A 13994-nucleotide genomic window follows, 5' to 3' on the forward strand; every position below is an offset into this window, starting at 1 on the left:
TTTTCCTTTTTCGAAACCTTTTAACGAAACATTTTTCTACGTTATAATATAGGAATGGATACATTCTTTGGAAGTGCCTATGGTGCTAGGACTATCTGAAGTTTCGACAAGCGGGTGTGCATTTTTCCTCTGCCGCCCGAAAGGAGAGATGGCTTTTGCTTATGCGAGACCTTGATAAGGAGCGCGTTTTGCTTACAGCGGAACGGCTGCGGACGATCTTAAGTCCGGCTGATGAAGAAGACCGGAATCTTGTAAAAAAAGGGCTGATTCTTTACCGTCAGGGAAGTGTCTATAATGTGAACGTTTCCGCTGAGCGGATTTCGGCGAAGGTACAGGATGTGTCTCCTGTGTTAATTACGCTTGATTTGGATTTCGTCCAGGCAAGCTATTGCTCCTGTCCTGCAAACGGTTTTTGCCGGCATTTAATGGCCGCTTTTTTATATGTATATGCAAGTGTAGAGCGCGTCGGAACGTTTGTGGACGCCTGGAAAGACGATCGGGCGGCCCATGTTTTGTCACAGATGCGCCGGGCGAGCGAGCTGCTGAAGCGGGAGTTTGTCCTGCAAGATGATTCGCTTGAAAGCTGGCATGAATTATTCGAACGGGAATATGAGATGTTGCAGGTCAAAACGATGCAGGGGCTCTATCATCAGTTCTTTTTTAAATTAAAGCAAAAGGCACCAAAGAAGCTTGAGCTCAAGCGGCTGTTTGTCATTCACCTCGCGATTGTGACCATCACGCGGATGCTCGCTTCCTATAACCGGACAAAGGTCAAGGACCCCTCTCTGCAGCATATGGCGATGGTGTATGTGAACCATATGGCGAATGCGATTGAGACGGAGCTTGAGGAAATGAAGCGGTATGCGACTCCATTTGCACTCGATCCGCTGCTTGAAGGCAGTCCAAATTATTTCAGAAAGCTATTAGAGGCTCCGGATCCTTTCTATTCCGGTACGCTCGGTATTTATAAATTGCTGTGGTCCGGGCTGATGAACCGGCCGAAGTGGCTGGAGATGGAACGGAAGGCGTTTGAGGAAAAGCAGGATGATGCGGTCATCACCAAAAAGGATTTAATGGGCATGCTGCACATTGATTTTCTATTAAAAAAGGACGAAGCCGTTCTCGATTATTTGCGGGCCGGAAATGTCAGCCTTTTCCCTTCTTCTTTTTTGTGGCTGGAGGAAATGACGGAAAAGAAGCAGTGGGACCGGCTTAGTAAATGGCTGCCGTATGTGATGGAACTCAGTCCCGAATATGTGGAGGCGGATCTTCCAAGGAAGGAAGTCCGGAGCGGTGCCGCGTTTTTGCTGGATGTAGTCGGGGCTTACGCGCGCGCTTCCAGAAAAGATGATTTATATGAAGAGGCATGCCGAACGCTGCTTCCGTATAGTTATAATGAGTACGAAAATATGCTCGCTCTTGATGAACGGTATTATGAGTGGGCGGAGCTGAATATGCTGCTTGGGTACCCGGTTTATGAGGTCGAGGACCGGTTTTTGAAGGAAGCGGAGAAGGCAGAGCCGGAAGCAGTGCTTTCCCTTTATAAGCAGACGATTTACCTTGAGATGGAGATTCGGAACCGGGACAGCTATAAACGGGCGGTTCGTTTGCTAAAAAAAGTGAAACGTCTTTATAAGAAGATGAAAAGTGAAGAAGAATGGGAAGACTATTTGGATATGCTCCAGGAACGGTATAAACGATTACGGGCATTCCGGGAAGAATTGGTGAAGGGAAAGTTGATTGATGGATAGTTCTTTGCGATACGAACTTCATATGGAACAAACAGAAGACTATCATTTCACCGTCTGGGCAACGAAGGGTGAAGAAGAGCCGGTTAATTTAAATGAAATGCGCAGGATCTTTTTCACGTGGCATGAGTCCTCTCATTACGGGACAAATCTAGAGGACATCACCTTTATCGGGACCCCCGCTTACTTGCTTTCTCCATGGATGATGGCAGAACTGATCGGGCATGACTCGTTCAACTCGATGGCTGAGGTGACGGTTCAGCATGAGGGGTTCCAGGAGGCTGCCAAGCGGATTTATGAGCTTGTGGCTGCTGGAGAGTATATGCCGGACTATCGGGCGTGGCAAATTGGGCAGTCTGGGTGGAAGCCTGAGGGTGAGGCGCTTGAGGGCTTTGAGGCGGAGTGGTTTTCTGCGGCTGTCAGCGATTTGATTTCTTTGAACCGGAGTCTTCGTATGGCGTGGGGGGCGATTACGGATGCCCACCCGGTGCTGTTTAACTTCACCGGTTATTTTCTGGATGAACAGGACTGGCTGGAGCGAATCGGCTGGGTGGTGGATGATAAGCCGTTTACGATTGGCCTTCGCTTGAATGAGCCGGAGTATGACGGCGGGGAATGGCGCCTCGAAGTATTATTGCGCAATAAGAAACGTGAGGATGAGCTTCACGTTTATGAGGGTGTAAAAAGTCTTCCTCGCGGCTGGAAGGGCTTTGCGGATGAAGTGGAACGGGAGCTGGACCGGTTTCAGCAGGTTGTTCCGTTTCTTAGTTTTACAGGCGGTGTGACCCTTGTCACGGAGGACGAGGCGTGGCAGTTTCTGACGGAGTCCAGTGAGACGCTGGTGAATATGGGAATTGAAATTCTGCTTCCATCATGGTGGCAGGTGGTGAAGGAATCGCAGATGATGGTGAAGGCGAAGCTCTCTTCCACTCCCCGCGGACAGTCGTTTGTGGGCATGAATACGCTGGTTGATTTTAACTGGCGGTTTGCGACGAACGGGATTGAGATGTCGGAGGAGGATTTTAACCGGCTGGTGAATGATCAGCGGAGACTCGTGAATATCCGGGGACAGTGGATTAAGCTTGATCCTGCGTTCATCCAGCAGGTAAAGACGCTTCTGAAAAAGGCGGAGAAGGAAGGCCTGCATGTGTCCGATGTGCTGCATCAGGAGCTGGCCGGGGACCGGGATGAGGATTCCGGTGAGGCGAGTGGTGCCTTTGCGGAGATTGAGATCGAGCTCAGCAAGCAGATGCGCGGCATGATGAAGAGGCTGACGACAATGAAAAGCGATCAGGAGTATACGGTGCCTGACTATTTCCAGGGAAATCTACGGCCTTACCAGCAGCAGGGAGTTGACTGGCTGCTTGGACTGCGTGAGAACCGGTTCGGGGCGTGCCTCGCGGACGATATGGGTCTTGGGAAGACGATTCAGATGCTTGCCTACTTTACGTATGTGAGGGCGAATGAGAAGCCAGATACGCCTGCGCTGATTATTGCTCCTACGTCTGTACTTGGAAACTGGCAGAAGGAAATTGAGAAGTTCGCGCCTCACTTAAAGGTGAGGCTGCACTACGGGCCGATGAGGTCTCGAGGCGAGCTGTTTGCAGCCAATGTGCTGGATCAGGATATTGTGCTGACGTCTTACGGGCTGGCGCATTCTGATTTAGAGGATTTAGAGGCGATTACGTGGAGTACGGTTTGTATCGATGAGGCTCAGAATATTAAGAACGCCCATACGAAGCAGTCGCGGGCGATCCGGAGTCTGCAGGGATTGCATCATATTGCGCTGACCGGTACTCCGATGGAGAACCGATTGACGGAGCTTTGGTCGATATTTGATTTTATTAATCGAGGGTATTTAGGCAGTCTGCATAAGTTTCATAAGCAGTTTGTGCTGCCGATTGAGAAGGACCGGGAGACTGAGCGTGTGGAGCAGCTGCGGCGGTATATCCGGCCGTTTCTATTGAGGCGCACGAAGCGTGATGAGCAGGTGGCGCTGAATCTGCCTGAGAAGCTGGAGCAGAAGGAGTATATCCCGCTGACGGTGGAGCAGGCTTCGATGTATGAGCAGCTTGTGAAGGATACGTTTGAACAGGTGAGTCAGCTTGCGGGGATGCAGCGGAAGGCTTTGATTTTAAAGATGCTTGGGAAGCTGAAGCAGATTTGTGATCATCCGGCGCTTTATTTGAAGGAGGATTCGCCGAGCAAGGTGGTGGAGCGTTCGAATAAGATGGAGAAGCTGATTGAGCTTGTGACCGCGATAAGAGAGCAGGATGAAAGCTGTTTGATTTTCACCCAGTATATTGGGATGGGTGAAATGATGAAGAAGCTGCTGGAGCGCTCGTTTGGTGAAGGCGTGCTGTTTTTAAACGGGAGCGTGTCGAAGGTGGATCGTGATCGGATGGTGGAGAAGTTTCAGAGCCGTGACGTGCCATTTTTGATCCTGTCACTGAAGGCCGGCGGAACGGGATTGAATTTGACGGCTGCGAACCATGTGATTCACTTTGACCGGTGGTGGAACCCGGCGGTGGAGAACCAGGCAACGGACCGGGCGTACCGGATTGGTCAGGAGCGGTTTGTGCATGTGCATAAGCTGATTACGACCGGGACGATTGAAGAGAAGATTGATGGGATGCTGGAGAAGAAGCAGTCGCTGAATGAGGAGATCTTGCAGAGTGAGAACTGGATTACGGAATTGAGTACGGATGAGTTGGAGGAATTGTTTTCGTTGACGGTTTAGTGGTTGGGTGGACCGTAAGGTTCACTTACACCGGAGGTTTGCACTGACCCCCAGTATGGTAACGTATCGGGGGTCAGAGGAACGAAGGCGCTATCCCTTCTCCTGTCTGGGTTCGTGTGAGGCGGGGACGGAGGTTTAGTTCTTTAGCGAAGTGGGGGTCAGTGCAATGCACTGACCCCCATTGCTGTACAGTACCGGGGGAATGAGCAGTATGACCACACTCCCTTCTCTCTACCAGCTTTGTAAGTGACGGGGACGGAGATTTAGTGCTTTAGCGGAGCGGGGGTCAGTGCAAACAAATGAATGAGGGAATGGAAATAGACAGCCGGCCGGCTGTCTATTTCCTTATAACTTGATTATGTTAGTAAACAAGTTTCGAGGGGATTTTCGGCTCGTTCGGGGCGGCGGCTTGCCGCAAATGGGACAGGAACCTGCGGGGTGTAGGCGCAAGCCGTACAGCCCGCGGTTATCGGCCCATTTAGTCCTGAAGCGACACGTTACGGAGTGACAGAAAGGCGGGTTTCCTTTCTGATCAGTCCGTCGTGCTGCCGCCCGGAGTGTTAATTAGCCGTAGGCTGTTTGCTAGTTTCGACGAATTTTTGGTAGTTTTTTTCGAATGGCTGAATGAACATGGATTGGAGTTTGGTTTTGGTGATGAGGGGATCTGGGGTGCTGCGGATGTAGCTTTCGTAGGAGCTCCATACGTATTCGCTTGGGTTATGGACGATGCCGGATTTGACAGGGTTCATATGGATGTAGCGGCTAACCTCCCTGAATTGCTGATCACTCATAATTTCCGTTGCTCCGAAGCGGTTTTGGAATAGGTGTCCTTCGAGTTTGTGGCGTTTATTGATGTAGAGGGCGTAACGGGAGTGAAGGTTTCGCATGATGGAGCCTAACGGCTGGATTTCGGTTTCGATAAGAAGGTGGATGTGATTGGACATGAGGCAGTAGGCGTGGAGTTTGAATGGGTGTGTTTCGCGTACTGTTTGTAGGAGCTGAAGGTATTTTTCGCGGTCATGTTTGTAGAAGAAAATGTTTTCTCTTCGGTTTCCTCGGGAGTAGACGTGGTAGGTGGTGTTTGGCTTCCATTCTCTTGGCTTGCGTGACATGGTTTGGGATCAATCCTTTCTGGTTTAGTTTACAGGATTAGTATAAAGGATTGGGTGGGTTTTTAGGGGGGTTTGGATAATTATGTGTTTTGGATTGAAGAAAGTGAATTTTGAGGTTGTTATGGTTGCACTGACCCTCAGTGATTTAACGTGATGGGGGATGAAGTAAATGGTGAGTAAGGTCTTGTTATTAAAGGGTTTTTGGGTTATGGGGACGGAGATTTAATGCTTTAGCAGAGCGGGGGTCAGTGCAGTGCACTGACCCCCATTCCTTTACAGCGGCAAGGGCTGGAGCAGTCTTCCGCTCCCTCCTACTCCCTCAACCGTTCCTTTGAAGTGGGGACGGAGGTTTAGTGCTTTAGCGGAGTGAGGGTCAGTGCATTCGCATTGGCCTTCTTAATACCACCATCAAAAAAGAGCAAAGCGCTCCGCGCTTTGCTCTTTTCCCCCTATAATTCTTCCTTCTTCCCCGCGGTCAACTTTGGTATTAATAGGACCAATATCAGCAGCAGGCCAATTCCAATGATTGTGATGTACAAGATGGTTAACGTGGATCCTTGTGTGTCCCCTTCTGAACTGGGATCGAGCTCCTGGGCACCGGTGCTTTGGAATAGTTCTTCTTCGCTGTCCATGAACAGGCCTGCTTCGGCTGTTTGGGCGGCAGTAATGTTGGCTTCAAGTTTGTTGGCTGAGTAGTCGGCGAAGAGTTTTTCAATTTGCCGTTCGTCTCTATTGGGGTCAGGTGCTTCGTACTCAAGATTTTGAAGTTCTTCTGGTATGTTGTATTTCTTTTTGTATAGGGAGTCTTCATGAAAGTAGTCGGTTTGCTGTTTGATTTTTTCTTCTTCGTATATGTTTGGTGCCAGGTCTTCGATGTCGGCGGGCTGTTCGGGCAGCTGTTCTTCTGCGCGGACGGCTGTTGCCGGGATGAGAAGGAGGAGAGCCGTCAGGATGGCGGCTCTTTTTCTCATTTTGTTTGTTCTGTTCATGTTTTCCACCTCATCCGGATTAGGCTTCTTGCGCTTCTTTTTGGGAGGCGCGGTTGTCCATGATGGCTTGGATGATGAATGGGATCACCGTTAGGATAAATAAAATTCCGCCCAGGACGAGGACGCCTTCTGTGAAGAGGTTGCTTGCGTCTTCCTGGATGGAGATGTAGACGATTGAGATTGGATCGCTGTAATTAAAGTTTGGTACGGTTAGTGCGAGCAGCGGGCTCACGAAGTAGGCTGTGAGGGCTACGCTTGCGAGCATGCCTGTTGTGTTATTGAACTGGTAGGCAACGCGGATCAGACTTGATGCTGTGAGCAGCAATACAATCGTAAAGATGGACCATTGGATGGCGCGGTCGTCAGCTAGTGAATAGATGTTGGTGCCGAATACGCTGATCAGCAGGCCGACAATGACGTTGAGCAGGATGAATAGGGTTGCTCTAAGCCAGAATGGTGCGGTTTTGAAATAGACGCCGCTGAAGTAGCCGATGAGCAGGCTGCTTAGCAGGACGATGACCAGAATGACGACTGGCGGTACGGTTTTGGCTTTTTCGATTGGTTCTTCACCTGAAATTTGAATCGGGTTTGCCAGGTGGTCGTAGACGAAGCCGTTGTCCTGGCCGTCAATTCGTGCGTTGCTCAGTACGTTATAAACTTGGTCTCTGGATAGCTCGGTTGCCGCTACGTTGGTTGCCCATTTGTCGTTAAGTTCGTCGGATTTCGTTTGAACTTCGTCGACTTTCGTATACAGTTCGTCTGTATAGGTGAGGACGTTCGTTTGGCGTTCACCTAGTGAATCCATGAGACTATTCATTTGGTCGATTGTTCCAGTGATGCTTTGGGTGCCGGATACGAGTCCAGTTCCGCTTGTTGGTGCCTGTGCAGTTTCTGCTTGTTCCGGCTGGCCAGGTGCTGATCCGGATTGCAGCTGCTGCATGAGATTGTCAGCGTTTGTCTGGATGGCTGTAATATCCTCCATCATGGCCGTTTGCTGATCAGCGACACTTCCGCTGTAGTCCGCGATGAAGGTCTGGAAAGATTCTTCAAGCTTTGTCATTTCAAGCTGAGCGGACGGGAAGTTGCCTTGCATGGCGTCTGTTGCCTCGCGTTCTTCGTCTGTCGGAGCGAGGGCTGTTTTCATTTTTTCGTTTAATTCTTCATTTGCAAGCACGGTGTTTTTCGTTGTGCTGTCTGACGAATTCAGGTTTTTAAGAGTCGATTCATATTGATCGAGTTTTGCATAGTAGGCAAAGAGCGGTTCAATGGTGACCTTTTGGATGGATTCCTGGAAAATCGGCTCGAGTGTCTTTTTCCGTTCTTCCGTAAGGTTGGCATCGCTCAGGATTGCCTGTTCTTTTTTCTTAATGGCATCAATAACCGGCTGGACATTGCCTTGCAGGAATAGAATTTGGTCGGAGAGACGCTTGTTCTCTTCTCTCAGGCGCTGGTTTTCGGTCAGAATTCCAGTATTATCTGATAATAGTTTTTCATAGTCCTTAGCAAGCTGATCATATTTCTTCTGCCATTCTTGATTGTTTGCATCTTTCTCAGAGAGCTGTTTTTCGATTTCGTTTGCTTTTACGGAAAGCTGGCCCAGGCTGTTCGCTGCATTGACGGCTTCATTTGGCTTTGGATCTGGAATCTTGTTAAGTGATTCCTGAAGCTGCTTTGCTTGCTCCGCTACTGCTTTGAGGGCAGTTTGCTGTTCCTGAAGGCTTGAAATCGGGTTTGGATTTGGTGCTTGTGGTGTTTCCGGTGTTTCAGGAACCGTCGGTGTACCAGGCTCGGCTGGTGTTCCAGGTGTTCCAGGTGTACCAGGGGTACCCGGATCCGGCGTGTTTTGCAGTTCTTTTCTTAGTGAAGCCATCGTCTTTTCAAGTTCTGTTAGCGTTGTTTCTTCCATTGTTTTTTCATACAGATCCAGATACTGGGCCTGTACCGCTTTTAGGTCGCTGATTTGGCGGTCCATTTGGCCTTGGAGAATTCGTTCAATTTCGCTTGCATTGTCTGAGCCTTCCTGAAGCGTTGCTTGGATGGCGGACATATCATTGTTGAGTTGGCCGACCTGACTGTCAATCTTCTGGAAGGACTCGCTGTTACGCTGTGTCTGGTTGGACATGCTTGCCTGAAGTCCGGTGATGGTCTGATTTTGAACCTCTCTCATCAGCTCCATCTGGTTTTGCTGATATAGCTGGTAGCTGTCTACATATGTGACGAAGGATGCCAGGTTTTTCTGGAATTCCTCTGCATTTTGTTCACGCTCAGGGGCTGATTTGGATGCATCGAGCATCGTTGCCTGAAGCTGCTGCAGCATTTGTTTCTGGGATTCAATTTCCCCTGACAGATCTTTTGAGCTTGGTTTATAGAAAGCAACCATTGTTTTTTGGAACTGGTCTTCTTTTTCAAGAATTTGATCGAATTTCTTTTTCACGTCGTCCATTTCCTGGGCAATTGTGTCCCAGTAGTAGACAGCGGTTTTTTTGTTGGCGACGTCTGTCGCATCTTCAATGGTCCGAAGAACTTTCTCTTTGTCTACAGCGGTAAGCTGTTCCTGGACCTTGAATTTGAATTCTGCTTTAGAAGGCTGGGTTTCTTCATATGTCAAAATATTGTTGGTGAAATCGGAGGGAATGTAGATGATGGCATCTATCCCCTTGTTTCTCATTTCATTTTCGGCTGCACCGCGGCTAAGCTCTTTCCAATTGTACTCCTGGTTTTGACTCATAACCTGAGCGATATCGTCACTGAGTTTATCTTTATCGTCCCCCGTATAGGTATCTTCGTTGACGACAGCGATTGTGCGGGTGGCTTTATCCTGTACCTCCATCGGATTTTGGCCGATGGTCTGGAAAAACAGGGCAGGGACGGCAAGAATGAGAACGACCGCTAGAATCATTTTCATCATGTGTTTAGTTTGTTCCGTCATGAATAGATCTTCCTTTCAATTGCGCTTAGAGGAATTTGGATTTTTGTCACTCTGCCATTTTCTGCGTAGTAGCCGAAGCCTGCGTTGATCTCGACTTCCTTCCGGTCATATGGAAGGGTGAGAATCGTTTGCTCGGATTTTTTCATCAGGATAATGGCTTGACGGATTTGTTTCAGTTCAGACGACAGCGTATCATAGCCTTTTGAAATTTCAGCGTTGCTTCCAGCGACGATGATGTTGAATCCAAGATGGCTGAAGTTTTTCATAAACTTCACGATCCGGTCCTGAATTAACGAGTCGGCTGCCTGCAGGAATCTCGCATAGCCGTCGATAACCAGCAGCAGCGGAGTAAAGGTGACTTCGCCTGCTTTTCCTTCATTGATGGCTTGCATATACTGTGTTTCCCGTTCTGTCATGAGAGCTTCCACATAGTCGAGCCATGCAGCCATGCTCTCCTTTGACTCCAGGTAATCGATTTTTTCTTCCGTCGCATAGCTTGATAGCCCACGGTCGATTGAATCAAACAGGGCGATTTTTTCTTCCTGCTGACCCATCACGGTGTTAATGACGACTTTAAGCACATTCGTCTTTCCTTTTTGCGACTGGCCAATGATGAGGCAGTGCTTGTTTTTCAGCAGGTTGAGATGCACTGGCTGCACCTGTTCCTCGTGAAGACCGATCGGGATAATACCCGGACGCTGGTGGCCTTCGATGTATTGCGAAAACGTAATCGTCGAAAGATCGTTTGGCAGCATTGGCACCGGTTTTGGACGGGTATAGCTGCTGTATTTTTCTACGAACATTTGAATGTCTTCTTTCAGCTGATCGAGCAGTTCATAATCATTCGCTCCATCTGCCGGCAGGAGCATTTGGGCAAAGTACGTATGCTCCTTCTTAATGAAGGCGCGGCCCGGAATGGCTTCCATCGCGTACTGCGGACGGCCGACAATGGCATGAAGCTCAGACGAATCAAGCATATAATGTGCGATTTTTGTTTTGAGGTTGCTCATGATGGAATGACGGACAGCGTTCGCACGAGAGGCTGTGATCATCATATAAATTCCGAGAGACTGGCCGTCCCTTAAAATTTGATTCAATTCGGTTTCCAGATCATACATTTCGTCTTTAATGATGTCAAAGTTATCAATGGTGATAAAAATAACGGGAAGCTTTTCAGCGCTTAAATTGTTGTACATTTTGATGCTGCTAACTTCATGCTGCTGGAATAAGCGTTTTCGTTTCGCCAGCTCTTCTTTTAGGATACTCATGAATTTTTCGATTTTTCTGGACTGATCCACAAGGAAGTAGTCAGCTGTATGCGGAAGCTGGCGCAATGGCAGCAGCGCTCCGTTTCCGAAGTCCATGATATAGACATGAAGTTCTTCCGGACTCATTTTGGATGCCATGCCCATCAGCAGGGTCATCGCCGAGACTGATTTTCCGTATCCGGATGTACCGAAAATTCCGATGCTTCCATCGTCGATCATGTTGTAAGCAAAGGCTGTTTGGCTCTGTTTTTCCGGTTCATCGATGATTCCCATCACAATCTCGCCCTCTTGCTCAGACATGTGCCCGATTCTTGAAATACGTTCTTCAAGCGGCGGCAGCCATGGACTTGGGAGCTTTTTGATGTTGAGCTTCTTTTGGGTCTCGGCGATTTTTTCGACTACGACGTCGATTTCAGTTTGAACGTCCCTCTTTTTCTCGATGGATGCAGAGACGTCTGAGAGCGGAACAAAGCCGAGATCGGTGACGAGCGCGACCTCGTCCTCGCCCTCACGCGTTTCTTCGTTATAGGGCGCCCCGCTCCATGCAGATTGGAACAGCTCGTACACTTCGTTGTTTCCGACCTGCAGGTATCCGCGTCCGGTTACGGTAATTGCCGCGGCATCCGCGTTTTTCAAAATCTCTTTACTGTCGGTCGCATCCTGTACTTTAAGTGCGACGCGGAAACGAGCGTTACTCCAGATTTGGTTGTCGATTACACCGCCTGGCTTTTGCGTCGCCAGGATCAAGTGGACACCTAAGCTCCGTCCAATACGGGCTGCAGAGACGAGCTCACGGATGAAGTCCGGCTCTTCGCTTTTCAGCTCGGCGAACTCATCGGAGATCAGGAAAAGATGCGGCAGTGGATCCGTTGCCTCTCCTTTTTTGTATAGCTTCGTATAGTCGTTAATGTGGTTGACGGTATGCTGGTCAAACAGGCGCTGGCGGCGCTTCAGCTCGCTTTTGATGGAGGCAAGAGCCCGGGCGCTGAAGTTTTTGCTGCCTTCAATGTTTGTAATCGTTCCGAGCAAATGCGGCATGTTTTTAAAAGGCTGGGCCATTCCCCCGCCCTTGTAGTCAATAAGCAGGAACGCGACTTCATGCGGATGGAAGTGAGCAGCAAGAGACAAAATGTATGTCTGCAGGAATTCACTTTTTCCGGATCCGGTCGTTCCAGCGAGCAATCCATGTGGTCCATGGGCCTTTTCATGCAGATTCAGCTCGACGAGGTCTTCTTTTCCTTTTAAACCGATTGGAACAGCAAGTGATTTTGCCGATTCCCTTGTGAGCCAATTTTGTTCAATGGGTAGTTCGTCCACTTCCTTCGCCTGGAACATGCCCAGGAATGACACACTGTTCGGTATGGAGTTCGTCATACCCGTCAGGTGATCAAGCGTTCGAAGCGTTCTTGCGAAGGTTTCATTCGTTTCGAGCGAGTGCTGATCAAGATTAAACGGAATTTGAACAGCCTTTTTCTCCTGAATAACAATGTCCCCTTCTTTTTCATTTACGTAGCGGACGAGTGTATGGATGTGCTCGGTCAGACTTTCTTTGTTTTCCGCTGCAAAAATGGCGGAGATTCCAAGCTTTTGATGCTCGCCTTCTAAATACTCCAGAATAATATGATCCGCAATCAGCTGCTGATTCGTTACAATGAACACGATGTGAGGGGAGAAAAAGATGCCTTTTTCATCCTTTTGAATGTCGCGTTCGCGAATAATTTCGTATAAAGAGGATAATAGCTGGTCTCTCGTCTGCTCATTGTAAATCAGCCCTTTAGCATAAGCGTGCGGAAGCTGGAAATGCGGGAGCCATTTCATCCATTGCCAATCCTCATATTCGTCTTCATCAAAGATGAAGACAAAGCGGAGGTCATGATAGCTGTGGGAAAAAGCAAGCTGGCCGATGAGCTGGTGAAGCTCTTTTTTAACCGTTTTTTCTTTTCCGATCAGACCCATTGCTCCATCCTTCAGGTGAACCGGAATGGGTACGGGGCCGACTTCTTTGTACGCCTTCTCCAGCTCCTGAGACTGCTCAAGCAAATCGTCAATTTCCCTGTTTGCAAGGTCCGAGCTGCTTAAGGTTACGGAATAGCTGGACGGACTTTGTCCGTTTCCGATCCGAAGCTGCAAAAAGTCTTTGCTGTCGATGGTGCGCTCCCAGATTCGTTCTGAAATATCCTCGGTCATGTACTTCATTTTTTCAAAGGAAGGAAAATGATAGCGGAGGACAGTCATTTGACGCTGTGAAAGCTCCTGAAGCTCAGCACGGGAACGCTCCAAATAGGCTTTGTATACCCGGACACGGCGCTCTTCCCTTTTTTTGCGCAGACCGCGCTCTTTGAAGTATTGAACCGTGGAGGTAATCAGCGTCATGGAAAACATGGCAACCGTGATAATGATGTAAATTCCTCTTGGCTGAACAAGGGCTACAATCCCCATAAGGATGAGCATGACAAGGGGAGGCATGATGATGAGCCAGAGTCCTCTGTTTGTATCCTCTGTTTCCTGAAGCGGCATGTTCAGGTTAATTTTTTCGTCCGGGAGATCATAAATCATCCGGGGAGTTCTGCGGTAGGCCGGATATTTCTTCTTCATTTCACTTTCCGGCTTCCTTGCTTCAGTCAGGGACGTTTTGATGTCCTCCAAATCAGAGACCGCCAAGATGTCCTCATCGACAACCGTGATTGTCATAAATCCCCAAAGAAGGATGTCTCCAATTTGTATATCGGTTTTTCCATCGATTCGGTGACCGTTTTTGTATAAGCGGCTGCTTGCGGATTCGAGCGTCCAGCCCTGACTCTGTTTAATCAGCCGGAACGACCCATCTGAGGTCGGGCTCGCGCTTGTAATCTGCGCTTCTTCATCTGCAGAGAAAAGAATTTCGTGCTCGTATCCGGTGAACAGGGATCTGGCTTTTTGGAAATCAGGAGTGAGACAAAGAACGAGGGTATGTCCGTCTTCTTCCCATACGAACGAGCCCTTTTCTGCAAGGCTCCCCTTCATTTCTCCATTGATTCCAATCAGAAATTCACTCTTCCCTTCTTCTCTCGTCAGCTCCAGGGCTCCTGAGGAAAAAGGGAACGAGCGCACCGTTAGCGTATCACTGTATTCCGGCCCGATGGTCAGCGTGCGTGTTGTCGAATCGGAAATTGAATATGGCTGATAAGTCCGCTGATAAAAGACCCATAACGTGCTCATGAAAGGATAC

6 protein-coding genes are annotated in these 13994 nt (G+C 48.9%); 2 read left to right on the plus strand and 4 right to left on the minus strand.

The features are described 5' to 3' along the window. Positions 1-161 precede the first annotated feature (161 nt). Positions 162-1751, plus strand: a complete 1590-nt coding sequence (locus tag WCV65_RS19555; protein ID WP_338782374.1) for an SWIM zinc finger family protein — start codon at positions 162-164, stop codon at positions 1749-1751. After that, positions 1744-4488 (plus strand): DEAD/DEAH box helicase, encoded by a 2745-nt coding sequence (locus tag WCV65_RS19560; protein ID WP_338778821.1) that lies wholly within the window; start codon positions 1744-1746, stop codon positions 4486-4488. The genes WCV65_RS19555 and WCV65_RS19560 overlap by 8 nt, the downstream gene beginning before the upstream one ends. A gap of 560 nt (positions 4489-5048) precedes the next feature. Here the strand turns inward: WCV65_RS19560 and WCV65_RS19565 are convergent. The 4 genes from WCV65_RS19565 to essC form a co-directional block, all read right to left on the minus strand. Further along, on the minus strand, positions 5049-5600 hold the full coding sequence (locus WCV65_RS19565; protein WP_338778822.1) for a transposase: 552 nt from the start codon (positions 5598-5600) through the stop codon (positions 5049-5051). 449 nt (positions 5601-6049) lie between these two features. After that, positions 6050-6589 (minus strand): type VII secretion protein EssA, encoded by a 540-nt coding sequence (essA, locus tag WCV65_RS19570; RefSeq protein ID WP_338778823.1) that lies wholly within the window; start codon positions 6587-6589, stop codon positions 6050-6052. Positions 6590-6608: 19 nt separating this feature from the next. Then, the gene (esaA, locus tag WCV65_RS19575; RefSeq protein ID WP_338778824.1) at positions 6609-9518 is read right to left on the minus strand and encodes a type VII secretion protein EsaA; all 2910 of its coding nucleotides are present in this window, start codon (positions 9516-9518) and stop codon (positions 6609-6611) included. Then, a complete protein-coding gene (gene essC, locus WCV65_RS19580) occupies positions 9515-13984 on the minus strand; it encodes a type VII secretion protein EssC (RefSeq protein ID WP_338778825.1) in 4470 nt (1489 codons plus the stop codon). The genes esaA and essC overlap by 4 nt, the downstream gene beginning before the upstream one ends. Between the last annotated feature and the right edge of the window lie 10 nt (positions 13985-13994).

The organism is Metabacillus sp. FJAT-52054 (assembly GCF_037201815.1).
Taxonomy (GTDB): Bacteria; Bacillota; Bacilli; order Bacillales; family Bacillaceae; genus Metabacillus_B; species Metabacillus_B sediminis.

Coding starts and splice junctions, on each gene's coding strand:
- WCV65_RS19555 (WP_338782374.1), top strand. CDS start 162: ATGCGAGACCTTGATAAGGAGCGCGTTTTGCTTACAGCGGAACGGCTG.
- WCV65_RS19560 (WP_338778821.1), top strand. CDS start 1,744: ATGGATAGTTCTTTGCGATACGAACTTCATATGGAACAAACAGAAGAC.
- WCV65_RS19565 (WP_338778822.1), bottom strand. CDS start 5,600: ATGTCACGCAAGCCAAGAGAATGGAAGCCAAACACCACCTACCACGTC.
- essA (WP_338778823.1), bottom strand. CDS start 6,589: ATGAACAGAACAAACAAAATGAGAAAAAGAGCCGCCATCCTGACGGCT.
- esaA (WP_338778824.1), bottom strand. CDS start 9,518: ATGACGGAACAAACTAAACACATGATGAAAATGATTCTAGCGGTCGTT.
- essC (WP_338778825.1), bottom strand. CDS start 13,984: ATGAGCACGTTATGGGTCTTTTATCAGCGGACTTATCAGCCATATTCA.